Genomic DNA, 26,529 nt, shown 5'->3' on the forward strand with positions numbered 1-26,529 from the left:
GCATCAAAGCAAGCTAACAGGCGAAGCAACCGTAAATCAAATTACAACTGTGCAAAAGCCTGCTCAAAATCGGCTTTGATATCGTCGATATGTTCGATACCAACCGAAACACGCAGGGCGGTAGGTGTTACGCCAGCCCCCGATTGTTCCTCTTCGTTCAGTTGAGAATGCGTCGTTGAAGCCGGATGGATGATCAGCGTTTTCGAATCGCCGACGTTTGCCAGATGACTGATTAACTTCAGGCTATTGACAAATTTTTCGGCACGGGCCTTATCCCCTTTCAGCTCAAACGATAGCATACCGCCAAAGCCGCGGGTCAGGTATTTTTTGGCTAATTGGTGGTAAGGACTACTTTCCAGACCCAGATAATTAACCGACGATACGTCGGGATGCTGCCGAAGCCAATGCGCCAGAGCCATAGCGTTCTCCCCGGTCCGTTCGATCCGTAATGATAGGGTTTCGAGGCCCTGCAAAAACAGAAACGAATTGAATGGGCTCGGCGAGGGACCCCAGTCGCGAAGGCCTTCGACCCGTGCCCGAATTATGAACTGGATATTTCCGAACGGACCGCCAATCCCAAACACATCGTTTAGCACCAGACCATGATAACTGGGCGACGGCTCCGTAAACTGAGGATATTTGCCGTTGCCCCAATTGTACTTACCCGAATCGACAATAACTCCACCGATGCTCGTACCGTGTCCACCGATCCATTTCGTTGCCGATTCTACAATGATGTGTGCCCCATAATCGAACGGACGAAAAAGCGCCCCAGCCGCACCAAACGTATTGTCGACAATCAGAGGTAGATCATATTTTTCGGCCAATTGGGCAAACGCTTCAAAATCAGGAACATTGAAACCTGGGTTACCAATTGTTTCCAGATAGATGAACTTTGTCCGATCATCAATCAGCCGCTCAAAACTTTCGACCTTATCACCATCGGCAAACCGAGCCTCTACTCCAATATTTTTGAATGAGTTTTTGAACTGGTTATACGATCCTCCGTAGAGGTAAGTGGTCGTAACAAAGTTATCGCCAACGGTCGTAATGTTGTTGATAGCGATAAACTGAGCAGCATGTCCCGAAGCAACCGCCAACGCCCCTACGCCACCTTCCAGAGCTGCAATTCGTTTTTCGAACACATCGCTGGTTGGATTCATAATGCGGGTGTAGATGTTCCCAAACTCTTTTAAAGCAAACAAATTAGCTCCGTGCTCCGTATTATTGAAGGTATAGGATGTAGTCTGGTAAATAGGTACGGCGCGGGCATTAGTTGTTGGGTCAACCTCCTGACCACCGTGCAATTGAAGAGTTTCGAAGTTCATGCTGTGACTGGTTTTGTTATAATTGTTGTTAGGTAAATTGTTGAGTAAATCAGAAAGGTAGCTTACGAAGCATAGAGTTATCGGGCTGGCTCGTTCGCATTGGCCGACCGCTGGCTAACCACCTTCCGCGTCAGCAAATCAAACGTTTGCCCTTTGCTCATGAAAAAGAATGGCCCTCCAGTGCTGTTCTGCCCCGATGGATATTTGGCGTTGTTCGAAATTTGATCGGCCGTATAGATGCCCACATAGGATGCGCCAAGTACGTCAAATGTATTCTGTTGAACAACAATGGCAGTTCCTTCATCGATGCCTACTCCAAGCAACTCAGGATGTGTTTTGATGACATCAATCAGATCGAACTGCCGATTTCGGCGAAGCACATGCTGATCGATGGTTACGTTATGAATAAAATCGAGTCCCTGCGTATGGTCGCCAATCATGATTGCATTGCCTTTAGTATCGCCCCGCACCATAAACGACCCCTGAATAGTGGCCCCGGCCGAGGTTCCGCCAATGATTCCACCCCGACTTAATACGCCGTTGAATTCTTTGTGTGCGAGTGTGTTCAGATACGAATCGGCTAGTCGCCAATGCCGCCCACCCACAAACCAGATTCCAGTCGCCTTTTTTAGCGGTGCCACAAACGACTCCTGATTGGCTACCTTAGGGTCACGCGTGTGCAGCACTGTTATGTTCGTTACGCCCAGACTCTTCAGGCGCTCTACTTCGCGGGGTTCTTTGGTTGCCGACGAATCGTCGCCCGCCGTTGGAATAATCACAATGCTGGCCTTGGTAGGTCCACCTGCCAGTTCAACAAAACGACTCCAAAGTTCGGGCCCCATGCTTCCACCCCCTACAATCATCAAAGCTCCTTTTTCAGGCCCAATGGTTTTCGGGGTGGCTGTCGGCTGTCCGTAGCTCCATACGGTACTAAGCAGTAGTCCTAAAACGAGTAGATTGGCTAATTTTTTCATGCATGTTTTTAGTTTATTCAGGTTCCAACAGCCTTGTAGTTTGTTGATGGGCTGCGGTTCCTAAAACTACTAGTTACATTCGTCAAAATCACTTTTCAGGGGCCAATTACGTTTCTTCTGGCCAAATTAACTGGCACCTTTTCGTCAATATACGGCATCAGTTCGTCCGTATCTGGAATTACCCGAAACAGCGTGACCACAAACCGGCGTCGACAAACCCACATCTCCACAAAAAAGCGATCGACAGCATAAAGGTGCAATCGAAAATCTGGCAAATGCCGTGTAGCAACGGGTCTGCCCTGTCGCCAGATTACTGTAGCCTGTTCGGCAAATGGCAACTGCTCAAACTCAGTTGCTTTTTCTGATAACTTAAGCATAACGATGAGATTACGGATCAGGCAACGCATGGCCACCTGCGTTCAGACAGGCTTTTTTCTGGTCTGCCCGAAAATTAACTGATGTTTGTCGGCTCTGATAACAACCGACAACTACTCGTAAAGCCAGGAGTATGGGAAAGTTAATGGTCCATTTAGCGTACGGCTACTACTGGCAACCATCAACGATGAATCGATTCTTTGTATTCAGAACGGTAGCATATGCGAACTGGCAGCCACCAGCAAACCCAGTACCCAAAGCGCAAAAAATCCGTACGCATAGGCTTTCTGCGTCCCAACCAATTGGCCCGCAAATTCAGGATCGGCCGCGCTTAGCGACCACACATGCGACACAACGGCTTCGATGTCGATGGAGGTATCGAAATTTTCGTCCAGAAACTGATAAACGATTCGTCGATCGGGGTTAATTACATAAACAGCCGGAATAAATGCGTCGCCCGAAATGCCCGAAACCCGATCCCAAACCGGATTATCTTCATCATAAACCCCAAATTGCTTTGCTACCTGCTGATCGGTATCGTGAGCAAGAATAAAAGGCAGGCTTTTGCCTTGCCTGGTTAGTTTTCTGGGCGAATCAATTGAAAATACAACCAATTCGACACCAGCCTGATCAAGCACTTTGCCAAGCCGAATGAGGGCCGCTAGCCAGGGTTCGGCATAACGCCCCCAGGAAGCGCAATAAAAACTGACGACAACCGGCTTGCCAATTGTCAGATCCGGCAACGTTAGTGATTGCCCATATCCCGGTTGTGGGTAGTTATTGAGGGCCGTTTTCCAGTCGCCTTCCCGACCAACCAGAGTAAAAAAAGGAGCTCTCTCACCGGCTTCCAGCGGTTTTTCATCGATTAGCGGTAGGCATACATTTTTTGCAGTTGCATGGCGCTGAACGAATTCATTTTTAAGTTGAAGAGTCATGAGTATCGGTGTTTATGTTCTTATAATTATTTTATCCTATATATTAAATAGGATATTATTTTAAGAGGTGAAAATCAATAGTAGGTATGGAATTGAGGCACATCTGACAGCCAGCTAGTGGCTATTGCGAATGAGCCGGGGCCTTCCTGAATGATGAAGGGAAAAGAAGTCGTTCTACGACAAAAAAAGAAAGAAGAATTCTACCCCAGATCAACAACAGGCCATAGCCCGCATTGACATAGCGCACATTCGAAACCGGGAATTGAAGGATTCAGAAGAGAGAACCGGTTGAGATGCCTGGGTATTCATAGTAGTGATTGACTGTACGACTAAACAGTCGACTAAGTTCATGGGCAAAGGTGAAAACTATTTTTTAGATTCACAAATCTCCTGCGAAAAAAAGAATGTTTTTTTCGCAGGCTAACTACCTGACCATCAACCTCATTTCTCTATAGACTATTATAAAACGCAGAAAGCATAACTGCGTGAAAGAGCGGATCTATGACTGTAGATTAGCCATTATTCACTCTTTCACGCAGTTATGCTTTCCCGCTATACCTTATTTTATACGTTGTTTCCCCTGAACCTGCATTACGCTTGCCAGCTTCCGCTGAAGGGCAAACGTATAGCTCAAGGTTAGACCATATGTTATTCCACTACCTGTTCCTCGAAACTGCGCTTGCTGCGATTCACGTCCGTTAACCAGATAAGCGACATTTGTTGTTACTGAGCTTCCTATTCCCCACAGCTTCCGCACCGAAAGTCCCATATCGAATCGGTCGTTCAAACGAACAGTATATTCTACCCCTGTTTCGGCCATTGCTGTCAGTTGATTATTCAAGGTTGTATGGCCGCTTAAGCGAATTGGATTTTCCCGACGCCAGTCGTAGTTATTATAGCCTACTAATGAAAACTGACCTTTATCCTGACCGCTATTAGGAACGGCCCACATACCGCCCGTTAGCCAGAAACCCGAACGGCGCCACGGTCCGCTGGTCGATAAGATCATTCGTTTTGCCCGTAGAAAGAAACTTTGTTTGTCGTTCGTAAACGAAAAACTATAGGGACTGCCGTTTACCAGCACATCGGTATGAATGGCCGAATTTGCATAGCCAGCTTCAATAGCCCATTGTTCGCGGTAAGCCCATCCTACCAATGCACTCCAGCCGGGTTTTGTTACAGGATTGCTAGCGAGTATTCCATTAAAGGAATTGTCGAGTTTAGCCCCGTCAGTTCGACCAAACCCACTCAGTGATACATACCACCGATTTTGGATGTAGGCTCCTCCATAGCGGGTAAGTAGTCGGTCATATTGATGACGCTGATTCGGAAGCTGGTAGTAGTCGGCCATCTCCTGCCCCAGGGCAGGTATGGCAGCCAGCCCTAATAATAAAAAAGCGAAGTAGCGTTTCATCATACAACACAATTAATTTCTTACCCCAAAGTAACACACTTAATCAATTGTCTGTTAACTTTTTACAGAATTTTAATCCTTTTCTTACTACATAGACTCCTTAAATGCGAAAAAGGCTGGAATCTGCATCAACTTTTTAAAAAATAGTGGGCCGAATCCTCATTTACTGTGGTTCGGCCCAATAGTAACAACCCGATTTCATTGAGCACATTTACCCAAGCCAGGTCAAGGCAATTACTTAACAGCGAGGTCATTAGCCGTGTTTAGTAACCGGCACTGAAATAGTCATATTATCCCAGGCAATGGCAATGCTATTATTCGATGGCGTAATGGTCAGCTTCTCGATTGGTGTTTTATTCATTGAAACCGGCACCGTTACTTTAGCCACATCATTGCCTTTAATTTTTTCGTACTCGTAAGATCCCCACTGGCCCAGTGTGCTGTTGAGCAACACGCTCCATTCTTTCTCACCCGGAATTGTGAAGAGCGTATACGTACCGGCTTTCACCATTTTACCACCGAACATAACATCGTGCTTAAACGTAACTTCGGTAGCCTCGTTAGCGCCCGTACGCCATACTTTACCGTATTTTTCGAGGCTGGTCGACCCCTCTGGCCCAAAGATTACCCGACCTTTTTTAGAGGGTTGGCCATATACAATTTTGATAGACTTGTCGGGGCTTTCTACAGTTACTTTCGGGCTTACTGGCGGCTTTTTATCTTGTGCCTGCACCAGCGATACCATTGCAAACAAAAGACTGAAAACTGCAATCAGATTTTTCATGATAAAAAATGGTTTGGTTGATTGTTCGTATCATATACGTCACAAAGTAAACGATAGTTTCCGGTGGCATATGTAAAGATTTACGGTGGAAACTGTATTTTTACTGACTGGCCGTATGCCTGCATACCAATTCTTTTTCTTAGTAGCCCGTTCCTGACTCATGGCAACTCCCTATTTCAGCAAACGCAACTTGCACTTTCTTCTATATGAAGTATTTCAGGCTGAAGAACTTACGCAATACGACTATTTCAGCGCCCACGACCGCGAAACGTTCAACCTTGTGCTCGACTCGGCTACGTATATCGCCGATACGCTGATGCACCCATACCTGAAAGAGGTTGACCGAAATCAGCCTGAATTACACCATGGCCAAGTACGTGTTCATGCCAAAATCAAAGAATACCTGATAGCAATGGGCGAAGCAGGGTTGATTGGTGCCGGGTTTTCATTCGATCGGGGTGGGCAGCAGGTCCCCGAAATGGTCAACTCGCTGGTTGGATTCATTCTCATGGCGGCTAACAATGGAATGATGTATACGGGTTTGACTTCCGGAGCCGCCAACTTAGTGGCCACCTTTGGTTCGCCAGAACTTCAGCAACGTTATGTTCCGAATCTGCTAGCTGGAATCTGGCAGGGAACCATGGCCTTAACCGAACCTCAGGCCGGGTCGTCCCTATCCGACATTACCACTTCGGCCACTCCCCTGGCAGAAACTGAAGCGGCCATGCCAGGCGCCTATAAAATCAAAGGGCAAAAAGTGTTTATCTCCGCTGGCGATCATGATGCAACTGAAAACATTATTCATCTGATGCTGGCCCGAATTGACGGCGCTCCTAAAGGCACAAAAGGTATTTCCTTGTTTGTTGTACCCAAATACCGCCTGAACGATCAGGGTGATGTTGTCGATAACGACGTTATATCGACTGGAATTTACCATAAGCTCGGCCAGAAAGGTGTTCCGGCCATGCATCTGACGATGGGTTCAGCAGACAACACCATTGGCTACCTTGTTGGCGAACCGCATCAGGGGCTGGCCTATATGTTTCAAATGATGAACGAAGCCCGGCTAGGCGTAGGCATGACGGCCGTAGCCATTGCTACAGCCGCCTATTACGAAGCTCTCCACTATGCGAAAGAGCGCCCGCAAAGCCGTCGGTTAAACGAAAAGAACCTGCTCGATGCCCCCCAGACTCCCATCATCAACCACCCCGACGTCAGGCGGATGCTTCTGTTCCAGAAAGCCGTTACGGAAGGTGCCTTGTCGTTACTGGTGTATGCAGCCAAACTACATGATCTGAATCACGTTCTGGAAGGAGAAGAAAAAGAAAATGCCTTTCTGCTACTCGACCTGCTGATGCCGATCGCTAAAAGCTATCCATCCGACATGGGCGTACTATCGGTTAGTCAGAGTTTGCAAACCTTTGGCGGATACGGCTATACCGAAGACTTTCCGGTCGAACAACTGTATCGCGACATTCGGATTACGCCCATCTACGAAGGCACAACGGGGATTCAGGCGCAGGATTTGCTCGGTCGGAAAATGACCATGAAAGGGGGAAAGGCTCCGAAACTGTTGTTTGCCGAAATTAATAAAACCATTACCGAAGCTAGTTTTCATGTAGACCTTAAACCGTATGCCGATACATTAGCCCGTGAACTAAACCGAATGCAGGAGGTAGTATCGGCTCTAATGCCATATGCCATAAACGGCGACACCGAACGCTATCTGGCCGATGCTACATTGTTTCTGGAATTAGCGGGTATTGTTGTGGTTGCCTGGCAGTGGCTCATTCAGGCCGTAGCGGCCAAACAGGCACTCCTCACCCAAAACCCGCAAGGCGAAGATCTGACGTTCTATGAAGGCAAAATTCACACAATGAAATTCTATTTTCACTATGAGGTACCCAAAACGCTGGGCTTGGCCACTCGGCTAACCGATTCGGAAGTACTGACAATTGTGACAGAAAACGCGCTGACTTTATAAAAACAGAACTTTGCCTGTTTTCTGAAGCGACCACTCCTTCGAGTGGTCGCTTTTTGTTTCTATCTGTTCATAACTGGCACGGAGTTGGTGGGAAATCATACTGATTCCCAGCAAATTCGACTTATAGGCGCAGAACTACTTTTCCAGCTACAAAACCCATAACTGATCCATTAACTTTACGATCTTTCAGAGTACCTTCTTTCAGCAACCAACCACACAATCTATGAAGCGATTACTACACGTTTTTTTTGTTGCATTACTTCTTATCAGCCCAGGTTTTGCGCAAACCAGCTCAGTAAGTTGCTTCAATGACCTTGGCGCTATAGTCCAGCGAACCGGTAAGCCAACAGCCGCCAATGCGCTGCGCTACGCCTTTACACCAGCCGTAGTACCTCAAAACACTACACAGAATGTGCTGATTGAAGTTGTCATAACCGGCACACCATCGGCCGTAAATCTCTATCTGGATGCCACCCAGGCTACCCAGCCACTCAACGACAACGGAACTAATGGCGACAAACTGGCCAGTGATGGTGTCTATTCTGCCATTATAGCACCACCAACGGGTAGTTGGACAGAACCGTTTGTAGGCTATACGCGGATACTGGAAAACAACATACAGGTAGCGCAGATCAATACATTTATTGGAGTCTTAACCAATAACATGCCACTATTACAACCCAGGCGCATCGACAATTCGACCCAGTTTACCGACTATATTTTCAATATTGTGGTGCCATCAACCCTCAATACCCCTTCCGACAGTCAGAAGCAGACACTAAATCAGTTGTTCTACAAATACCACCCCGACTCGTTCGATTTCATCAATTATGTGCTGGTTCCAGGCTATGTAGGTAATCGGTTTCACGGTAATATCACCAATACGGTACAGGGTATTGGCCTAACGCCGTTTAACAACACATCACAATATGGCAGCAAGGGTCGGTTGCTGGGCTACAACGTTTTTCCGGTCCCGAGTTTTTTTGATGGGGCCAGCAATGGCTATATTCATGAGATCGGCCATCAATGGATCAATCACCTCTCCACTACTTTCCTGAAAGACGGTGTTCCACATTGGCCCGTTTCTAATCTGGCAGTTGGTGTGATGGGCCTTAGTATACCCGGCTCAGGAGCGGGCGGCCAATTTCCTTACATAGTTACAGAAACTGCAACTGGCTACCGATTCGACCGGGCAAGTACCGACGCGCCAGCTTTTACGGAATGGGAACTCTACCTGATGGGCCTGATTCCGGCATCGGATGTAAAAATACCTGCCGTTATTTTTAAAGATCAGTCGATCAATACCAGCATAGCTACCGGCACTGTTTTCCCCAAATCGGCATTCAACACCTACCAGCTTTCGGATTTAGTTGCCATAGCTGGCGAACGTATTCCTTCGGCTGCGCAAAGTCAGAAACAGTTTAAATCGGCCACGATCCTGTTATCGGAACAGTTGCTTTCAGCCGAAGAAATTTCGTATTTCGACTACATGGCCCGCCGGGCAGAAGGCCAGGCGCCGGTATCGGTGCGCGAGGGTCTAACGACCTACATGGGCAAGCCTTTTGCAGTGGCAACGGGCAATCGGGCCACCGTGCAGGCACTGCTGAATACTAATGTCAACTGTAGCACCGTACCGGCAACCCCAACCATTGCCTCCAGCGGAAGTCTGACCATTTGTCCCGGATCGTCGCTCACCTTAACGGCTCCAGCAGGCAATAGTCTATACTTCTGGTATCGTAATGGATCTCCTCTTCCGCAAACGACGGCCAGCCTTTCAACGACCCAGACCGGGGCCTACACTGTATCGGTACGAAATGCCAGCGGCTGCAATAGCCTCCAATCGGCCGAAACCATCCTGATTGCAGGTACTAATCCGCCTAAGCCAACCATTTCACTGACCACCGACGGACTAACGTCGAGCAGTGTATCGGGCAATCAGTGGCTCTTAAATGGCAACCCTATCCCGAACGCTACTGCCCAAACCATAAGATCAGGTGCGGGTAGCTACGCCGTCCGCGTCACCCAGAATGGATGCACCAGCACTTCAGATCCATTCGTGATTACGGCCATCGACGAACCCGTTCCGGGTGTAGCATTCGATCTGAGTCACATGCCTAATCCGGTAAATGAATCAGCCCGTGTCATGTTTAGCCTACCTAAATCAACACCTTTGGTTTTGCGCCTGATTAGTTTAAGCGGAGTTTCGCTGAAAATACTGACCACTGGCACCTATACAGCCGGCAACCATGCGCTTACTGTTCCGACACACGACATTGCGGCTGGTTTCTATATATATCGGCTCGAAACGAGCTATGGGACACTTGCCCGAAAAATGATTGTTTCTAAATAAAAACGCCTTCCACGTCAGCGAATTCGTTACCTTTGCGGCTTCAATCACCCGCGTGTTGTAATGCCGCTGATTGCTCAGTCGAGTTACCGGCCACCGGCCCGTTTATGGAATGGCCATTTGCAAACCATTATCCCTTCGCTCTTTCGCAAGGTTACGGTTACTTACGTCCGTGAACGTGTCGAAACCCCGGACGATGATTTTCTGGATGTAGACTGGAGCTGGGGACAAAGAGCGGGGAGCGCAGAGCGGGATGTTGCAGGAGCAATCCCCACGGCCTCCCTTGTGATTCTCTCGCATGGGCTGGAGGGAAGCTCAACAAGTCCGTATCTGGCAGGGATGGTAAAACATCTGACCCAGTCGGGTTTCGATTGCATGGCCTGGCATTACCGGTCTTGTAGTGGCGAGCTAAACCGGCAGCAGCGGTTTTACCACATTGGCGAAACAGGTGATCTACACTTCATCATTCAACACGCCCTCTCCAAAGGCTATCAGACAATCTGTCTGATGGGTTTTAGTGCCGGCGGTAGCGTAACGCTCAAGTATCTTGGCGAACAAAAAACAGCGTTGAACCCGGCCATTCGGAGAGCCGTTGTGTTTTCAGTACCGCTCGATCTGATGGGTTCCGCCCGCCGACTCGAACAATGGGATAGTCTGGTGTATAATTATCGATTTAACCGAACCCTCAAACGAAAAGTCCTGCAAAAGGCCGCCGTAATGCCGGGCATATTCCCAACCGACCGTATCAGCAAAGCCCGTAGCGTTCGGGAGTTCGACAACCTGTTTACCGCTCCGCAGAACGGCTTTCGGGACGTTACCGACTATTATACCCAAAGTAGTGCACTACAGTTCCTACCGAACATTGCGATTCCAACCCTGATTGTCAACGCCCAAAATGATCCTTTTCTGTCGCCCGAGTGTTTTCCGGAAAACCAGGCACGGGAACTCCCCAATGTATGGATGGAGTTTCCTGAGCAGGGTGGTCATTGCGGATTTCCGTCGCTTACCGATGGTATCAACGGTACCTACTGGTCCGAAAAACGGGCCGTTGAGTTTTTAACAGCATCAAATTCGATATAACCATAGTAGATCACCAAGTCGCTGCGATAGCGGTTTTCACCCATGCTTACCAAACCATTAGAACAAACGTATTACATCATTGATTTTGACAGCACCTTCACAAAGGTTGAAGCCTTGGATGTGCTGGGCGAAATTTCTCTCGTTGGTCGGCCCGACCGCGAGGATGTTCTGAATCAGATCAAAGCCATTACTGACCGGGGTATGTCGGGTGAAATTTCGTTTACCGAATCGCTCGAACTGCGGCTTGGTCTGCTTAAGGCTCACCGCGATCAGCTACCAGCACTGATTGAAACACTGCTTGGTAAAATCTCCGATTCGTTTCAGCGCAACAAACAGTTTCTGACCGAAAACGCAGAGTCAATATATGTCGTCTCCAACGGCTTTAAAGAGTTTATTATTCCAATTGTTACATCGCTGGGGATTCTGGCCGAAAATGTTTTTGCGAATACATTTGTCTTCGACGAGTCGGGAAGCATTGTTAGTTTCGACCGTGAAAATCCGCTTTCGGCTAACGGTGGTAAATCGCAGGTGATCAAAAACCTGAACCTCGATGGCGAAGTGTACGTCATTGGCGACGGTTATACCGATTATGAAATTCGGGCCGCCGGGCTGGCTAACCGGTTCTATGCCTTCACGGAAAATGTGCTGCGGCCTAGCGTAGTCGAAAAAGCCGACCACATTGCACCATCGCTCGACGAGTTTCTGTATCACAACAACCTGAGTCGGAGTCAGTCGTATCCCAAAAGCCGGATTAAAGTATTGTTGCTCGAAAACGTTCATCCCGTTGCAGTGCAGCTTTTTGAACAGGAAGGTTTCAACGTCGAAATTCGCAAAGGTGCACTGGACGAAGAAGAACTGATCGAAGCCATTCGTGACGTATCCATTCTGGGCATTCGCTCGAAAACGAACGTAACGCGTCGTGTATTGGAAAATGCCAACAAATTGATGACCATCGGCGCATTCTGCATCGGCACGAACCAGATCGACCTAACGGCCTGCACCGAGCGCGGCATTGCTGTTTTCAACGCACCCTATAGCAATACCCGCTCCGTTGTTGAACTGGCCATTGGCGAAATCATTATGCTGATCCGCAACATCGTTCCGAAGAGTAATTCCATGCACAAGGGCAATTGGGATAAATCGGCCAAGAATAGTTTCGAGGTACGGGGCAAAAAACTGGGGCTGGTTGGTTATGGAAACATCGGCACCCAATTGTCGGTCGTAGCCGAAGCACTCGGCATGGAAGTCTACTTCTACGACATTGTCGATAAACTGGCGCTGGGAAATGCCCGCAAATGCAAATCACTTGATGAACTGCTGGCCGTTGCCGACATCATCAGTTTACACACCGACGGGCGAAAGGAAAACAAGAACCTGATCAGTTATCGGGAGTTTTCGCTGATGAAAACGGGCGTTATTTTCCTCAACCTCTCGCGGGGGCACATTGTCGATATTCCGGCGCTGGTCGATGCCATCGAGCGCGGAAAAGTAGCCGGTGCCGGTGTCGATGTATTTCCACAGGAGCCCAAAACCAATAACGAGGAGTTCGTAAATGCCTTACGCAATCAGCCAAACGTGATTCTGACGCCACATATCGGTGGTAGTACCGAAGAAGCCCAGGAAAACATCGGCAACTTTGTTCCGGCTAAGCTACTGGAATACATGAACAACGGTAGCACCTATGGTAGCGTTAACTTCCCCGAAATACAGTTACCCTTGCTGAAAGATTCGCACCGGCTCCTGCACATTCATGCCAACGTGCCGGGTATTCTGGCGCAGATGAACAACATCTTCGCTAAGTATCACATTAACATTCATGGTCAGTACCTGAAAACCAACGAGCAGATTGGCTATGTAATCACTGATGTAGCTAAAGAATACGCCGACGAAGTTGTTCAGGACCTGAAGAAAATCGATCAGACGATCAAGTTTAGACTTCTTTATTAATTGTGAATGAGCGAATGAGTGAATAAAACCAAACTATTCACTCATTCGCTCATTCGCTCATTCACTCATTTGACAATGAAACAAACGTACTTCACTCCCGGACCGGCTGAGTTATACCCAACATTTAGCCAGCATTTGCAAACGGCTATGAATCAGCAAATTGGTTCCATATCGCACCGAAGTCAGAAGTTTCGGGATCTTTATAAATTCACCGATGAGCAGCTTCGTATTCTACTAACAATACCCGATACGCACGGTATTTTCTTCACCGGATCGGCATCGGAGGTTTGGGAGCGGGTGTTATTCAATTGCGTTGAGCACGAGAGTTTCCACCTCGTCAATGGTTCGTTTTCGAAGAAGTTCTACGACTATGCTAATGCGTTGCACAAATTCGCGCATATCCAGGAAAAACCTTTCGGCGAAGGATTCGATTATGCCGACGTTGAGGTTCCCGAGTATGCCGAGTTGATTTGTCTGGCACACAATGAAACCTCTTCGGGCGTACAGATGCGAACCAACGATATTCACAAACTAAAGCGAAAATACCCCAAAAAGCTGATCGTAGTGGATATGGTTTCGTCGGCTCCTTATCCTGATCTGGACTATAGCCTGATCGATTCGGCGTTCTTTTCGGTTCAAAAAGCGTTTGGTATGCCAGCGGGTCTGGGCGTCTGGATTGCCAGTCAGAAATGCCTCGAAAAAGCCGAACGTCTCCAGAAATACGACAATATGACCATTGGAGCGCATCATACGCTGCCCACCCTCTGGAGTAATTATAAAAACTTTGAAACACCCGCTACTCCTAATGTGCTGTTTATTTATATACTTGGGAAAATTGCCGAAGATCTAAATAAAATTGGTATCGAAACGGTCCGTAAACAGACCGAAGAGAAAGCGAAAATGCTCTATAAATTTCTGGACAGTTCCGATGCCTACGAACCCTTCGTGAAACAGGAGCGCCATCGCTCGCAGACGGTTGTTGTTGCCACAACGGCAAAACCATCAGCGGATGTTATTGGCGCTGCAAAAGCCGCAGGTATGGTGATTGGGAGTGGCTATGGCAAGTTTAAAGAGTCGCAGATTCGCATTGCCAACTTCCCGGCAACCTCTACCGAACAAATTGAAGCACTTATTAGTCAGATGCAGGCATAAAACCTGCTATAGACTACATGATTTCAGAACCGCTGTTGTGCACAACAGCGGTTTTTGCATTCTAAAGCCAGTTAAATAAAGCAAACCTTATTTCCTGTATGCAGTTAATTAAGTAGCCAGTCATTAGTCGTCAGGTATCGCCCATTTGTACAATAACTTACAACTCGACTACTTTTACCACTGACTACTGACATCGAACAAATGACTAATCAACTCAACGACGATGAAATCTTTACTCACAACCGCTATAGTAATCGTTGGCCTGGCTGGGTCTGCTTTTGCCCAGACGAATGCTGATTCAAGTGGTCGAGCCAAACCACTGGTCGACGAAAATACGCGTCAGGAAGTACGGCAGAAAGCGAATGAAGTAGATGAAAAGCTAAGCGAAGAAATTGAACGCTCACGCAACTACATGCAGAACAACCAACTCTCGTGGTTTCAGCCGGGGAATCTGTTTCTGGGTGGCGGGGTCGGCTTCGGCGTAACAAACAGCAAAGTATACACCGACATTAATGCCCGGTTGGGCTATTTTTTTCAGCCAGGTTTTGCGGCAGGTCTACGCTACGACTACGACCGGCTGGTTGGCAATCAATACCATGCCCGGCAGGCTGGTATTTTCGCTCGTTATTATCCGTTCCGTACGCGTGTCAGCAGCTTTGTTGGCGCTAGTATTAGTAGTGGCCGCGAGTTTTCTGAAAACATTCCAATTAATACCAAAGCAACATACACCAGTGTTGGCCTGGAGTTGGGCGTTATGTTCTGGATTTTGCACCGAGTGGGAGCTGAGGTCAGTTATGAAGGCAACTTCTACAACAAGTTCGACGCTGCCGTTGGCCGTGGAAAAGGGGGGCGCCTGAAGTTTGGGGTCAATTATTACTTCGGTCAGATTGGTCGACGTGGTGTGCAGATGGCTCAATAGGTTTTTTTTCTGAAACAGCAAGATGCTGTTTCAGAAAAACTTAAAGCACAGGTAATAGTCGCAAATGATGTTGAGTATGAACACTCGTAAAATAAAGCATCTCCCGAACCGACAATAGTCCCAGCAATGGGTGCGGGATTTGTAGCGAATTCAGTTCATTGTCTGACCATGTTGGGATGGCTTCACAAAGTGTTTGATAAACGCTCATAAAACGCTCCAGAATCACAGCCTTATCGACCTGCATATCGTCAGGGCGGGGCGACATAGCCGAAGGAGCCTGGTTCCGGTTTTTGAGCGCAGTCTGATACCACTTCGCAATGTCGTCGTAGCGTTTTGGCGAAGCGTCTGTTTTTCCCCACTGCTCAAACACTTCCCGAGGTCCCGTCATCAGGCGAGCCACTGGCCGAGCCGACAGATATAGGTGCTGCATAACCTCGGCCACTGACCACTTTCCATCGACGTTCTGTTTAAACTGATCATCAGTTAAGGCAGTTGCTACCTCAATAAAGTCCCGACCGTCGTCGGCCAGGCGCTGCTCTAATGTACGCTCTACGGTTTCCATAGGTACAATTTTACGGTTTAGGAATTAATAATCTACGCTCGTTCAACGTCCGTTACGGCATTCGTTCACTTAATTGTCACTTTAGTAGCGCCGTATCCGAATTTCTGTTTTTGGGCATCTTCAAAAAAACGTACATTCGGGTGTTTGCCCAACCGCTTATGTAATTCAGTTCGTAACGCTCCGCTTCCCACTCCATGAATAAACGTGATGTCGTGCATACCACTGGCAATCGCATTTTCGAGCGATTTTTCGAACGTATCGAGCTGAAGGTTCAGTAAATCGGCCGACGAGCGTTTTCCCGGTCCACCAGGCAGTAACGCTTCGATATGCAAATCGACCACCGACGATGGGCGTTCAACTGAAAGTCCTTCTGGTTCCGACTTTGTTTTCAGCATTTCAGCCTTCAGTTCGTCGGGGCGGATTGTTACTGGTCGGTGCGAAGCAGGCTTATTTATGGTTGCAGTTGAAGCCTGCCCAAGTTGATTCTGGGCCGCAGCGTCGGCATCGAGTTGAGTTTGAAAGCCAGGCTGATTCAACACCGGAATGGTGGTTTTGTTCTTGAAAAACGTAGCGGCTCTTGCTTTGAAGCGCTTTACGAGCGGAGCCCTTAACGACGATTTACCTGCCCGAAACCAAAGCCCCTGCACCACAAACGTAGGCCATTCTTCAAACTTCGCATGTGCATAAAGGTCGTTCATTTTTTGCTGTGATTTGGCTTTCAAAACGCCACTGTGCAGCCCTCGAAACTGATCTGCACCGCCCGAGCTGGTCGATTCCTCGCCAAGGGTATAAGGAAATTCCCAATCCGTATTATTTACCAGATGCAGGGTGTATTCCCGGTCATTAACTGGCACAAAAGCCAGATAAATGCCCTGATTGGACAAAATAGCCGGGGCCGACGTTGCCACCGTTTTCTGCGGTTCGTAAGGATTGTTTTTCAACAGCCGTTCTGCTTCAACCGGCGAAACCAGCACCAGTTCGGAGCGCATTACGGGAATCCGAAATCCGTCTTCAATTTCAATTTCGACCATATTGCCGGGTAAAAACCGCGACACAACACCCTGTTCTTTCGCCCGAAGCATGCGGACTTTATCACCAATATTCATATTTATCAATCGTTTGTAGCCCAATCAGGATTGATTCAGGCTCAAAATCTGTTCATCCCGTAAGGTCACTTAACTAAACCGAACCATCGTTTTTCAAAGGTACAACGATTAGCTTTGCCGGATTCATACCTACCGCTTTATGTCGACTATCGTAAACGAAAAACTTGAACTGGCTACCAACTTTGTTCTGCACACAAACCGGAATATTTTTCTGACGGGCAAAGCAGGAACCGGTAAAACCACCTTTCTGCACCAGATAAAGCAATCGAACGTCAAACGACTGATTGTAGTAGCACCCACGGGTGTAGCGGCTATCAATGCTGGTGGCGTTACTATCCACTCGTTGTTTCAGCTTCCGTTTGGTCCACTTGTTCCGGGTTCAACTCAGCGCGAAGCACGAAAGTTTAACCGGGAGAAAATCAACCTGCTCCGTACGCTCGACCTGCTGATCATCGACGAAATCAGTATGGTTCGGGCCGATGTACTCGACGGCATCGACGAGGTACTGCGTCGGTATCGCTATAATTCGCAGCCGTTTGGCGGTGTTCAGCTATTGCTCATTGGCGATATGCAGCAGTTGCCACCAGTGGTTCGCGAAGAAGAATGGTCGCTGCTGAGGCCTTATTACGAAACGGCTTATTTTTTTGGGAGTATAGCCTTAAAGAAAACACCCTATGTGTCTATCGAGCTGGACCACATCTACCGGCAGGCCGACGAGCGGTTTATCAACATTCTGAACAGTATCCGCGAAAAAACCGTAACACGGGCGCAACTGGACGAACTCAACCAGCACCACACCCCCAATTTCCAGCCTAACGACAACGAAGGCTACATTACTCTTTCGACGCACAATACCAGCGCTCAGCAGATCAATAGCCAGAAACTGGCCGCGCTGAAAACCAAAGCGCATACCTTTACGGCTACCGTCGAGGGCGATTTTCCGACGCATGCCTACCCTACCGAAGCCGAACTGGAACTGAAGGTAGGCGCTCAGGTCATGTTTATCAAAAACGACATCTCGCGCGATAAACTGTATTTCAACGGAAAAATTGGCCAGATTACGGCCATTGACGACGACCTGATTTTTGTTCGAAGCCAAACCGACGATCAGGAAGTGGCCGTTTCGCCTGCCGAGTGGACCAACGTGCGCTACAGTCTGGACGATGAAACGAAAGAAATCAAAGCCGAGCCGATTGGCAAATTCATTCAGTTTCCCTTAAAACTGGCCTGGGCCATCACCATTCATAAAAGTCAGGGTCTTACCTTCGAAAAAGCCATTATCGACGCAGCCGGGGCTTTTGCGCACGGTCAGGTCTATGTGGCGCTCAGCCGTTGCAAAAGCCTCGATGGGCTGGTCTTACGAACGCCCATTCCGTCGCACAGCATCAAAACGGAACAGATGCTCGAAGACTTTCATGAACAGGTACAGCAACAAACGCCTACTGAACAACATTTACTGGATTCAAAACGAACGAATCAGGAACAGTTGCTGCGGGAGTTGTTTTCTTTCGAACGGGCCAACTCGCTCCTGTACCGCTGTCGGCGGGTCGTTAATCAACACCTCGACAGTTTTCCGGAAGAGCTTCATGCGGGCCTGACCCAACTTGGCGATACGCTGCACCCAAAAGCGCTCGACATTGCGAATCGGTTTCAACAACAGTTAGCTGTTTATTTTTCTGGTGAACAATTGCCAGAAGCTAACGAGGCCCTACAGGAACGCATCCGTAAAGCCAGTGCCTATTTTCAGACGCTACTAGCCACCGAACTCCTGCCCCTTATTTATCGCTGCCCAACCGACTGCGATAATAAGCAAATTAGGGAGAGCATGCTCGAAATTCTGGACGAACTGGAAAAGGAGCTATTCAGCAAGCTGCGGAGCTTCGAGAGCAGTCATACCGGTTTCGGCGCGTTAACCTACCTTCAGGCACGCAACCGCGCCGAACTCGACTTTATGCCGGAGCGCCGAAAACTGGAACCACAACCGGCCGAATCGGCTTCCGAAAATTCGGCACGCGGTAGTTTATACAGTGCACTGATCAAATGGCGGAACAATCTGGCAGGGGAGCATAATACATCGGCTTATATGGTGTTGCCCCAGAAAACCCTCATTGAACTAGCTAAACTCCGCCCAACAACCACCGACGAACTACTGGCTATTAAAGGCTTTGGCAAAACCAAAGTAAAACAGATTGGTGCCGATGTGCTGGCCGTTATTCAGGCATACAGTAGTCGTATCGATAGTGTCGCTAAACCACGAACACCGCTATCAAAAGACAACGAACCGAAAGAAAAAGAGAGCAAAGCGCCTAAGATCCCATCTGTTACGGTGACATTATCGCTTTTTAAATCGGGCAGAACGATTGCCGAAATTGCCAGCGAACGTAGTTTATCGGAGTCTACCGTGGAGAGTCATCTGGCAAAATGCATCAGTTCGGGCGACCTTTCAGTCGAAGCCGTCTTACCCACCGACCGCATTCAGATGATTCGTTCGTATTTCGAGAATAACCAACCCGAAAGCCTGAGCGAAGCCCTAAAAGCCATTGGCAACGACGTAACCTACAACGAAATCCGGTTTGTTCGGAACGCGATGCAATTAGAGGCTTAAGTGAATGTACAGATTTACCCTGAAAAGCTTATTTTTCCGTATCTGCTTCTGCCAGATGCTTGAAGAGTTCGACGAACTGACTGAAATATGGGTTTTTCTTACTAAGGATGCCCGAAAGGATCGTAAACTGATCACCATCGGGAAGGTGAGCGTCCATTTTGAACAAATCGACGGCAATATTTTTATAATACCAACTCGTAAACTTTCGGAAGCGCGCTTCATGGCGTCCATCTGAGCTATCGCAGATATAGATGATAACGTGTTCTTTTGACCGAAAAAATCGTAAAAAATAGCTCGGATTGTATGAATTATGCTTTCCACCAACAAATTCATAGCCGCTGGTTAGCAAGTCGTTCTTCATTCTTTTTTTCTAGCCGTTCAAATACAGCACGATATTCTGGATCGTTTTTGTATCGTTCCTGAGCCTCCCGCTGTGCCTGCTCTTTTACTTCGACGAGCTTGCGGATTTTTTCGCGGGCAGTCATCGGTTTCGTTGGAGTTTCCATGATATAAATTGGATTTGAGACGATTACAGTACACCAAAGTTTCTAACTTCTTTGTATAAAATAGTTTAATGATTCAACCACCGCTATAGACTTTCTAAAGCTTCAAACAGCTTTACTGGCTTCTGGCCTGCTTTTCTAAGCATTTTCAAAGTATTATTTAAGCGGTTCCTAAGTTTTCCGCAGTTTATATAAGTAATAGCCAACAACTAACCAGGCTAAAGATTGGCCCTTTAAGCAAAGAATCAATAACCTGCACAGAATATGACCGATGAACTGGCAACCGTAACCGACTGGCTCTTTAAGGGATGGCAGAGCATCGGGCGCATTTTAATTGTGGGCGTACTGGCCTACGCTGGGCTACTGATTATCCTGCGTATTTCAGGAAAACGAACCCTTTCAAAACTGAATGCTTTCGACCTGGTGGTTACCGTTGCGCTTGGGTCTACGCTATCGACCATTATTGTGTCGCGGCAAACCGGTGTGGCCGATGGACTAACCGCACTCGCACTACTGGTCTTTCTGCAATATGTGGTAGCCTGGTTGTCGGTACGATGGCCATGGTTTGAACGGTTTATCAAAGACGAACCGACCCTATTGTTTCATCAGGGACACTACCTAAAGAAAGCCATGCGTGAGCAGCGCGTTAACGAAGATGAAGTTTTAGCTGCCATACGCAGTGTTGGCGCCCCCTACCCCGACGACGTAATGGCTGTTGTGCTCGAAACCGACGGCTCGTTGACAGTTATTCAGGGTACTAACGAAAAGCCAGCAGATAGCCTGAAAAATGTGCAGCAGCCAGGCATCAGCGACTGACTCATGCAAACAATTCAGCATTAAAAAGCATTTAATTAACTTAAACACAGTTCAACGCTATGAAACGTTCATGCTGGCATAAGCCCCTCAAGGCATGAATACTCCGTTTCTAAACGCCCCCTTCGGGGGTTGGGGGGCTTTTTATTCAGATGAAAACAATTCAAACAATCGCCATTTTTTTAGGCCTGCTGGCCATTACCAACGCCTGTACCCCTAAAATGTCCTTCCTGAGGTCGTCTGTTGTTCCTGCAGCAAGCGGAAGCACTAACGTAAAGAAAGATAAAAACGACAATTACACTCTGAAAGTAAGCGTTCGAAATCTGGCAGAGCCCAGAGACCTGACTCCGCCAAAAAACACGTATATAGTCTGGATGAAACAGGATGATAATTCGGTCAAAAAATTAGGGCAGTTGCATCCGTCGGGCAAAGCCCTGACAGCGACCCTAAACACGGCATCTGTTGTAAAACCAAAAGAAGTGTACATCACCGCCGAAGACAATGTAGACATTTTGTACCCGGCAGGCCAAACAATTCTGACCACCGAACGGTGATCTGATCATATACATTCCCGGAAAAGAAGTGCGCATTAATAACCGCCGTAAAACTTCCGAAGGCCCCATTCGACAGCAGCCAGCGTTAGCACGACAAAAAACAGCCACCGCCAGTTAATGATTTCGTTCATTTCTTCGGTGCTGCTCAACCGGGCCGGGCGCGAACGGGAGGTCAGATTTTTAACCAGCTCGTCGGTCTGACTGGCTTTATAAAACTGACCACCTGTTTGCTGAGCCAATTGCCGCAGCATACCATGATCGGCGGTTGTGTTTAAGGCTTCCAGTTGCAACTCACGAACCACAAACTGCCCCGACGATTGCTCAGTCTTATTATTGATTGAGACACTGGCCCGGAACCGGTAGGCCCCTTCGGGCAGTCGGCTAATTTCGAAGCGGCTGTTCGATTCGGTAGGCGTGTAATTATACGACCGCGTGAGACCTTTTTCGTCGGTTATTTCCAGTCGAACAGGCTGACCATATAACCGCTCATAAATGTCGTTATAAAGTTCGGTTTCGAAGATAACTTTTTCGCCCGTAATGAACTCGTTCCGAATCGGATACACGCGAAGTTTACGGCGGTCTTCTTTCACCGAAATCAGTTGAATAACTTTCTGAATTAGTTCGTCAACAATTTCCTGCTTATCGGTTAGCGCATATTCTTCCAGTCGCCACGACCATAGCCCTTCTCCGGCCAGAACAGCCGTTTTGCGGGGCGATGTTATATTAAGTGCCAGCAGCGGTTTGGTTGTTCGAACGCTACCAACCTGCTGCCAAAGCACTACTTCGCTGCCCGGCTGCAATCGAAATTCGCCATAAGGAGCCAGCATAGGCGGAAATTTGCTAAAAATCTCAAGCTTGGCCGGATCGAGATTTAGTTGCTTGAAATCTGTATTGAACACGCCCGTAACCTTATCGCTCTGATTCGGCTGAGCCACAATCTGTACAACGGAGTTCGATGTATTGAATGGGCCCATGGACGACTGATTACCCAGCACAAACAGGATCGGTGTGTTTTTTGCCAGATATTTTTGAAGAACGGCACTGCTTACGCCCCCATTGTCGGGAATCTGGTGCAAAATAATCAGGTCGTATGTTTTGTCGGCAGGTGGCGTGGCTTCGGCAGGTGTTCCGGTCAAAATTCGGACATCGAGTTCGTAATTCTGATTTTTCTCCAGAATATTCCGTAGCGCCTTAACGTCGGGATGTGGCGCCAGTGCTAGCAAGAGTACTTTCTCTTTACCGTCGATTACGTCGAGATAAACGTCCTGGCGGTTATTGCGCGTACTGAACTCGCCAGCCTGTGGCAGTACCTCAACCACATAGTGCTGTACCCCTTTCTGCGTAGCTGTTGCCTGAAACGTAACCTGGTTAAACGTGTCGTTTTTGTTGAATGTTACCGATTGCCGCCCCAGCTCCCGACCGTTTTGCCGAAGCACCACCGTTGCGCTACGCCCCTGAAAGCCATTGCTAACAATTTCGGCCTGAACCGGAAACTGGTTACCCAGATAGGCAATCCGGTTGGCTACGATGCCCTTCAACTGAATATCTTTCTTTGCAACGGTATCGCCCAGTCCAACGGCTTGCACCGCAAACGGATACTGACCAAATGTTGGCGACAACCCCTGATTAAAGATCCCGTCCGAAATCAGAACAACATCGGTCAAGTTACGACCTTCATAATCTGAGCGAATCCCCGACAGTAATCCCGACAGGTTGGATGTTCGCTGGGTGAACGGAATCTGGGTCAGATCGGCATCGGTAATGGTATCCCCAAACGTCCGAACGGAAACATCGAGCCCTTTATCTGTCAGTTGCTGCCGAAGTGCCTGTAGATTTTCCAGCGCCTTGTTCAACACCGGCCGACCGGCAGCCGCCACTGATTCGGAGTTATCGACGGCCAGCACCACTTTCGGTTTTTCGGTCAGTGTCCGCACATTACGGATCAACGGATCGAGCAACAGGAAGCACAGGAAACTGACAACAATAAACCGCAAAGCGGCCAGCCCGTAGGTTGTTCGTTTATCGAAGCCCCCAACGCTGGCGCCATCGCCTGCCCGCGCCAGTCGTGGCAATGGCTGGTACATCGCAAACGCATAAATGGCACCAACCAGCAGGCAAACCAGAATCCACCAGGGCGAAGATTGAAAGATAAAATTCATGATGAACGACGCGTTATGAATGATAAATGATGAATGATAAATAATGAAACGTTCTATTCACCATTCACATTTATCATTTATCATTCATCATTAAGTTAACATTCCCCCATCCACTTGCAACACCTGTCCGGTGATGTAGCGCGAGAGGTCGGAGGCCAGGAAAACGGCGCAATCAGCAACTTCGTCGGGTTGTCCCCCACGTTTCATTGGGATTTGCTGTTTCCATTCTTCCAGAGCTTTTTCATTTATTTCGCCCGTCATTTCTGTTTCAATAAAGCCCGGTGCAATGGCATTGGAGCGAATATTGCGCGAACCAAGCTCCAGGGCTACTGACTTTGTAAAGCCAATTATACCCGCTTTTGACGCTGCATAGTTAGCCTGTCCGGCGTTTCCCCGAATGCCAACCACCGACGTCAGGTTAATAATTGACCCCGACCGGGCTTTCATCATGGACTTGGTAGCCGCTTTTGTCAGATTGAAGACCGACTTTAGATTAACGTTGATAACGGTGTCCCATTGTTCTTCTGACATCCGCATCAGCAATCCGTCTTTGGTAATACCGGCATTATTGATCAGTACATCCAGTTTGCCAAAATCGGCCACAACCTGATTAATAAGATCCTCCGCTGCTTTAAAGTCCGAAGCATCAGAACGATACCCTTTTGCTTCTCCCCCAAACGCTTTGAGTTCTTCTTCCAGAGCCTGCCCTTTTTCGACACTCGACAGATAGGTGAATGCCACAGTGGCACCTTCCTGCGCAAATTTCAGAGCCATAGCCCGCCCAATGCCGCGCGAAGCACCAGTAATTAACGCAACTTTTCCTGCTAATAAATTCATTTTTACAAATAGTGAAAAAGCGAAAGAGCGCCACAACGTAGGTTGAATGAGTGCCAACCCACAGCTAGCTTCACTCTTTCGCTCTTTACTTTCTTTCGCTCTTTTTTTACAGTGTCAAAAATAGCGGTTTGAGCGGAAACAACAAGGTTGCGTTTCGTTTTGGTTTGGTAGATAAGTGGTGTTACTTTGTCAGAAATTAAGCAGTGACTATGTATCTCCGTATCCTACTCCCGCTATTGGTATCGGCATCAGTCGCCAGTGCACAGAAAATTCATGCCCATAACGACTACGCCCAGCCCAAACCGTTCGTTGCTGCCTATGATCAGCGTGTCGACTATATCGAAGCCGACATCTGGCTCCAGGACGGAAAACTGGTGGTATCGCATGATAAACCAACTGCCAATGCTCCTACGCTGGATTCGCTTTATATAAAACCCATTGCCAAACTGTTCAGTCAATATCAGAACCGGGTCAGCCCCGATCGCAATTATACATTTAGCCTTGTTGTTGATATAAAAGATAATCCTACCGAAACCCTGCCGAAATTACTGGATCTTATTCAGGGGAATCTATCGACATTTAATCGAACGGCCAATCCTATGGCCATTCAGGTCGTTGTAAGCGGCAATCGTCCCAAGATCGAAACTTATCTCGATTATCCGCTACTGATTCAGTTCGACGGTCGGCCCAGCGAGGTTTATGATGATGAAACGCTTCGGCGCGTGGCATTAATCAGTGATAATTTCCGGCTATACTCGCGCTGGGACGGAACAGGAAACATTCCCGATGTGGATCGGGAAAAACTAAAACGGGTGATCAAACGGGCACATAGCGATAATAAACCCATTCGGTTCTGGGCCATTCCCGAATCGCCCAACGCCTGGAAACAGCTAAAAAAACTAGGCGTCGATATTATCAACACCGATAAGGTTGCCGAAGCGGTTCAGGCTATGCGATAAATTTAACTTTTCAGTGCAGCACATAATTTATCGTAAACGTGGGGCTTAGCGTAGCATTTGCATTTATTGCCCAACTAGACGTAAATTCTTTATCAGGCGCATAAGCTGCATTTATGCCTCCTAATTCAGCTTCAATTATGAAGCGTTTACCCAACATGTAAGCCAACCCTATTGAGACGCCAGCCCCGTATGACTGCGTTTGTCGACTTACCGATTCCTGAGCGTTTCCAGAACCTTTTAACCAACTAGTTGAAAATAATAGGTTGCCTTGAATAAATGGTCTTAACTGACCATCTGTTAAGTAGTTCTTTATGTAAGGTGCAAGGCCGAGCTGCGTATAAGTCGCCTTTCCTCCATCTTCCTTACTGTGCGAAATGTGAAAGGGAATACTTACACCTATCAACCTATTTTTTCGAACAAACTTCCCAATTGATGGGCTAAAATCGAAGCTTGTCTGACGGCTGCTCGTCGTACTGGATAGGGTTCCATTTTCATTTAACGAATTATTCAGCCCAAGGCTTCCCCCCAAAAGCCAGTGTCCTGCCTGGGTTTGATAAGCGTCAGCCGCCGGAGCACTACTCACGGGTTTCACACCTCCTGTCATTAACGTTAGGCCAACGCCAAACCAATTAAACGAAAAAGGAAAAGCAGTTGACTGGGTGGAGGCTTCAACGGCCAATCGGTTATTGATTGGCCACATCGCTCCTATTTCAGTAAATGGTTTTACAGAAAAATTAGTACCAATCAATTTACTACTACTCTGACTTAAGACGTCCTGCGTCTGAAAATGTGAGTGATAAAGGCTACCAGTTAGACCACCTCCCAGAAATAGTCGAAACTGATTCGCAGACCAGTACCGACGAATATATGCAGAAGCGGAGCCATTGTAATCGTAAGATTTAGTCGAATTAGTTGGGTTATAGATGTTGAATGACGTGCTGAGTGCCAAACCACCTCCCACCAACCAGTTATCTTTCACAAATACGCCCCGATCTATAGCAACGGCAGGTGCATAACACGTGATACGTGGGTTTGCTATGCTAGTGCTCGACGTATATTGACTAGTTACTTTAAGAGAAACAGAGCCCGTTAACAACCCCCGACCTTTTTCTGTCTGGCCCTTAGCCATAGTCGACAAGACCAGTAAGCAAAAAAATAGCTGTAATTTCATCAGGATAATCATTATGGTTGA

At 47.8% G+C, this 26,529-nt stretch carries 23 protein-coding genes; 10 read left to right on the top strand and 13 right to left on the bottom strand.

The features are described 5' to 3' along the window. Window positions 1-41 precede the first annotated feature (41 nt). The 6 genes from WBJ53_RS22515 to WBJ53_RS22540 form a co-directional block, all read right to left on the bottom strand. Window positions 42-1,328 (bottom strand): O-acetylhomoserine aminocarboxypropyltransferase/cysteine synthase, encoded by a 1,287-nt coding sequence (locus WBJ53_RS22515; protein WP_338870343.1) that lies wholly within the window; start codon window positions 1,326-1,328, stop codon window positions 42-44. A gap of 77 nt (window positions 1,329-1,405) precedes the next feature. Further along, window positions 1,406-2,302 carry a cyanophycinase gene (locus WBJ53_RS22520; protein ID WP_338870345.1) on the bottom strand — a complete coding sequence of 299 codons (897 nt, stop codon included), beginning with the start codon at window positions 2,300-2,302 and terminating at the stop codon, window positions 1,406-1,408. A 95-nt stretch (window positions 2,303-2,397) separates the two neighbouring features. Further along, a complete protein-coding gene (locus WBJ53_RS22525) occupies window positions 2,398-2,679 on the bottom strand; it encodes a hypothetical protein (RefSeq protein WP_338870346.1) in 282 nt (93 codons plus the stop codon). A gap of 204 nt (window positions 2,680-2,883) precedes the next feature. Beyond that, window positions 2,884-3,612, bottom strand: coding sequence for a redoxin domain-containing protein (locus tag WBJ53_RS22530; RefSeq protein WP_338870347.1), 729 nt, complete (start codon window positions 3,610-3,612; stop codon window positions 2,884-2,886). Between the two features lie 559 nt (window positions 3,613-4,171). Continuing rightward, complete coding sequence (locus WBJ53_RS22535) at window positions 4,172-5,029, bottom strand: hypothetical protein (RefSeq protein WP_338870349.1); 858 nt, start codon at window positions 5,027-5,029, stop codon at window positions 4,172-4,174. Between the two features lie 250 nt (window positions 5,030-5,279). Beyond that, window positions 5,280-5,810 carry a DUF2911 domain-containing protein gene (locus tag WBJ53_RS22540; RefSeq protein ID WP_338870351.1) on the bottom strand — a complete coding sequence of 177 codons (531 nt, stop codon included), beginning with the start codon at window positions 5,808-5,810 and terminating at the stop codon, window positions 5,280-5,282. Window positions 5,811-5,970: 160 nt separating this feature from the next. Here WBJ53_RS22540 and WBJ53_RS22545 point away from each other — a divergent pair, with 160 nt between their 5' ends. From WBJ53_RS22545 to WBJ53_RS22570, 6 genes are all read left to right on the top strand, one after another. Next, the gene (locus tag WBJ53_RS22545) at window positions 5,971-7,794 is read left to right on the top strand and encodes an acyl-CoA dehydrogenase (RefSeq protein WP_338870353.1); all 1,824 of its coding nucleotides are present in this window, start codon (window positions 5,971-5,973) and stop codon (window positions 7,792-7,794) included. A 223-nt stretch (window positions 7,795-8,017) separates the two neighbouring features. Continuing rightward, complete coding sequence (locus WBJ53_RS22550; protein ID WP_338870355.1) at window positions 8,018-10,144, top strand: choice-of-anchor X domain-containing protein; 2,127 nt, start codon at window positions 8,018-8,020, stop codon at window positions 10,142-10,144. 60 nt (window positions 10,145-10,204) lie between these two features. Next, window positions 10,205-11,221 (top strand): alpha/beta fold hydrolase, encoded by a 1,017-nt coding sequence (locus tag WBJ53_RS22555; RefSeq protein WP_338870357.1) that lies wholly within the window; start codon window positions 10,205-10,207, stop codon window positions 11,219-11,221. A gap of 42 nt (window positions 11,222-11,263) precedes the next feature. After that, window positions 11,264-13,168: a phosphoglycerate dehydrogenase gene (gene serA / locus WBJ53_RS22560; RefSeq protein WP_338870359.1), complete on the top strand. Its 1,905-nt coding sequence runs from the start codon at window positions 11,264-11,266 to the stop codon at window positions 13,166-13,168. 75 nt (window positions 13,169-13,243) lie between these two features. After that, on the top strand, window positions 13,244-14,320 hold the full coding sequence (locus WBJ53_RS22565) for an aminotransferase class V-fold PLP-dependent enzyme (protein WP_338870360.1): 1,077 nt from the start codon (window positions 13,244-13,246) through the stop codon (window positions 14,318-14,320). A gap of 223 nt (window positions 14,321-14,543) precedes the next feature. After that, window positions 14,544-15,239, top strand: a complete 696-nt coding sequence (locus tag WBJ53_RS22570; protein WP_338870361.1) for a hypothetical protein — start codon at window positions 14,544-14,546, stop codon at window positions 15,237-15,239. Window positions 15,240-15,279: 40 nt separating this feature from the next. Here the strand turns inward: WBJ53_RS22570 and WBJ53_RS22575 are convergent, their stop codons facing one another. After that, window positions 15,280-15,801 (bottom strand): DinB family protein, encoded by a 522-nt coding sequence (locus WBJ53_RS22575; protein WP_338870362.1) that lies wholly within the window; start codon window positions 15,799-15,801, stop codon window positions 15,280-15,282. 65 nt (window positions 15,802-15,866) lie between these two features. Next, window positions 15,867-16,907: a Smr/MutS family protein gene (locus WBJ53_RS22580; protein ID WP_338870364.1), complete on the bottom strand. Its 1,041-nt coding sequence runs from the start codon at window positions 16,905-16,907 to the stop codon at window positions 15,867-15,869. Between the two features lie 139 nt (window positions 16,908-17,046). Here WBJ53_RS22580 and WBJ53_RS22585 point away from each other — a divergent pair, with 139 nt between their 5' ends. Beyond that, window positions 17,047-19,512: a helix-turn-helix domain-containing protein gene (locus WBJ53_RS22585; RefSeq protein WP_338870366.1), complete on the top strand. Its 2,466-nt coding sequence runs from the start codon at window positions 17,047-17,049 to the stop codon at window positions 19,510-19,512. 28 nt (window positions 19,513-19,540) lie between these two features. Here the strand turns inward: WBJ53_RS22585 and WBJ53_RS22590 are convergent, their stop codons facing one another. Continuing rightward, window positions 19,541-19,873, bottom strand: coding sequence for a DUF6169 family protein (locus tag WBJ53_RS22590; RefSeq protein WP_338870367.1), 333 nt, complete (start codon window positions 19,871-19,873; stop codon window positions 19,541-19,543). After that, window positions 19,842-20,018, bottom strand: coding sequence for a hypothetical protein (locus WBJ53_RS22595; protein ID WP_338870368.1), 177 nt, complete (start codon window positions 20,016-20,018; stop codon window positions 19,842-19,844). Before WBJ53_RS22595 ends, WBJ53_RS22590 begins: the two co-directional genes overlap by 32 nt. Window positions 20,019-20,279: 261 nt before the next feature. On the opposite strand from WBJ53_RS22595, the gene WBJ53_RS22600 reads away from it, so the two are divergent. Next, window positions 20,280-20,831: a YetF domain-containing protein gene (locus tag WBJ53_RS22600; RefSeq protein WP_338870370.1), complete on the top strand. Its 552-nt coding sequence runs from the start codon at window positions 20,280-20,282 to the stop codon at window positions 20,829-20,831. Window positions 20,832-20,980: 149 nt separating this feature from the next. Next, entirely contained in the window at window positions 20,981-21,382 is a 402-nt protein-coding gene (locus WBJ53_RS22605) for a hypothetical protein (protein WP_338870372.1), read from the top strand. A gap of 35 nt (window positions 21,383-21,417) precedes the next feature. Here WBJ53_RS22605 and WBJ53_RS22610 read toward each other — a convergent pair whose 3' ends face one another. After that, complete coding sequence (locus WBJ53_RS22610) at window positions 21,418-23,541, bottom strand: VWA domain-containing protein (RefSeq protein ID WP_338870374.1); 2,124 nt, start codon at window positions 23,539-23,541, stop codon at window positions 21,418-21,420. Window positions 23,542-23,631: 90 nt separating this feature from the next. Further along, window positions 23,632-24,378: a 3-oxoacyl-[acyl-carrier-protein] reductase gene (fabG, locus tag WBJ53_RS22615; RefSeq protein ID WP_338870376.1), complete on the bottom strand. Its 747-nt coding sequence runs from the start codon at window positions 24,376-24,378 to the stop codon at window positions 23,632-23,634. A 209-nt stretch (window positions 24,379-24,587) separates the two neighbouring features. Between fabG and WBJ53_RS22620 the strand changes: the two genes are divergently transcribed. Continuing rightward, window positions 24,588-25,337: a phosphatidylinositol-specific phospholipase C/glycerophosphodiester phosphodiesterase family protein gene (locus WBJ53_RS22620; RefSeq protein ID WP_338870378.1), complete on the top strand. Its 750-nt coding sequence runs from the start codon at window positions 24,588-24,590 to the stop codon at window positions 25,335-25,337. Window positions 25,338-25,347: 10 nt separating this feature from the next. Here the strand turns inward: WBJ53_RS22620 and WBJ53_RS22625 are convergent, their stop codons facing one another. Then, entirely contained in the window at window positions 25,348-26,520 is a 1,173-nt protein-coding gene (locus WBJ53_RS22625) for a hypothetical protein (RefSeq protein ID WP_338870380.1), read from the bottom strand. Window positions 26,521-26,529: the final 9 nt, after the last annotated feature.

It is taken from the genome of Spirosoma sp. SC4-14 (assembly GCF_037201965.1).
Lineage (GTDB): Bacteria > Bacteroidota > Bacteroidia > Cytophagales > Spirosomataceae > Spirosoma.

What these genes read in the sequence shown, in the direction of transcription:
- WBJ53_RS22595 (WP_338870368.1), bottom strand. Translation starts at nt 20,018, where the DNA reads ATGGAAACTCCAACGAAACCGATGACTGCCCGCGAAAAAATCCGCAAG.
- WBJ53_RS22625 (WP_338870380.1), bottom strand. Translation starts at nt 26,520, where the DNA reads ATGATTATCCTGATGAAATTACAGCTATTTTTTTGCTTACTGGTCTTG.
- WBJ53_RS22585 (WP_338870366.1), top strand. Translation starts at nt 17,047, where the DNA reads ATGTCGACTATCGTAAACGAAAAACTTGAACTGGCTACCAACTTTGTT.
- WBJ53_RS22600 (WP_338870370.1), top strand. Translation starts at nt 20,280, where the DNA reads ATGACCGATGAACTGGCAACCGTAACCGACTGGCTCTTTAAGGGATGG.
- WBJ53_RS22525 (WP_338870346.1), bottom strand. Translation starts at nt 2,679, where the DNA reads ATGCTTAAGTTATCAGAAAAAGCAACTGAGTTTGAGCAGTTGCCATTT.
- serA (WP_338870359.1), top strand. Translation starts at nt 11,264, where the DNA reads ATGCTTACCAAACCATTAGAACAAACGTATTACATCATTGATTTTGAC.
- fabG (WP_338870376.1), bottom strand. Translation starts at nt 24,378, where the DNA reads ATGAATTTATTAGCAGGAAAAGTTGCGTTAATTACTGGTGCTTCGCGC.
- WBJ53_RS22580 (WP_338870364.1), bottom strand. Translation starts at nt 16,907, where the DNA reads ATGAATATTGGTGATAAAGTCCGCATGCTTCGGGCGAAAGAACAGGGT.
- WBJ53_RS22570 (WP_338870361.1), top strand. Translation starts at nt 14,544, where the DNA reads ATGAAATCTTTACTCACAACCGCTATAGTAATCGTTGGCCTGGCTGGG.
- WBJ53_RS22550 (WP_338870355.1), top strand. Translation starts at nt 8,018, where the DNA reads ATGAAGCGATTACTACACGTTTTTTTTGTTGCATTACTTCTTATCAGC.
- WBJ53_RS22555 (WP_338870357.1), top strand. Translation starts at nt 10,205, where the DNA reads ATGCCGCTGATTGCTCAGTCGAGTTACCGGCCACCGGCCCGTTTATGG.
- WBJ53_RS22535 (WP_338870349.1), bottom strand. Translation starts at nt 5,029, where the DNA reads ATGATGAAACGCTACTTCGCTTTTTTATTATTAGGGCTGGCTGCCATA.
- WBJ53_RS22620 (WP_338870378.1), top strand. Translation starts at nt 24,588, where the DNA reads ATGTATCTCCGTATCCTACTCCCGCTATTGGTATCGGCATCAGTCGCC.
- WBJ53_RS22605 (WP_338870372.1), top strand. Translation starts at nt 20,981, where the DNA reads ATGAAAACAATTCAAACAATCGCCATTTTTTTAGGCCTGCTGGCCATT.
- WBJ53_RS22565 (WP_338870360.1), top strand. Translation starts at nt 13,244, where the DNA reads ATGAAACAAACGTACTTCACTCCCGGACCGGCTGAGTTATACCCAACA.
- WBJ53_RS22520 (WP_338870345.1), bottom strand. Translation starts at nt 2,302, where the DNA reads ATGAAAAAATTAGCCAATCTACTCGTTTTAGGACTACTGCTTAGTACC.
- WBJ53_RS22530 (WP_338870347.1), bottom strand. Translation starts at nt 3,612, where the DNA reads ATGACTCTTCAACTTAAAAATGAATTCGTTCAGCGCCATGCAACTGCA.
- WBJ53_RS22610 (WP_338870374.1), bottom strand. Translation starts at nt 23,541, where the DNA reads ATGAATTTTATCTTTCAATCTTCGCCCTGGTGGATTCTGGTTTGCCTG.
- WBJ53_RS22515 (WP_338870343.1), bottom strand. Translation starts at nt 1,328, where the DNA reads ATGAACTTCGAAACTCTTCAATTGCACGGTGGTCAGGAGGTTGACCCA.
- WBJ53_RS22575 (WP_338870362.1), bottom strand. Translation starts at nt 15,801, where the DNA reads ATGGAAACCGTAGAGCGTACATTAGAGCAGCGCCTGGCCGACGACGGT.
- WBJ53_RS22590 (WP_338870367.1), bottom strand. Translation starts at nt 19,873, where the DNA reads ATGAAGAACGACTTGCTAACCAGCGGCTATGAATTTGTTGGTGGAAAG.
- WBJ53_RS22540 (WP_338870351.1), bottom strand. Translation starts at nt 5,810, where the DNA reads ATGAAAAATCTGATTGCAGTTTTCAGTCTTTTGTTTGCAATGGTATCG.
- WBJ53_RS22545 (WP_338870353.1), top strand. Translation starts at nt 5,971, where the DNA reads ATGGCAACTCCCTATTTCAGCAAACGCAACTTGCACTTTCTTCTATAT.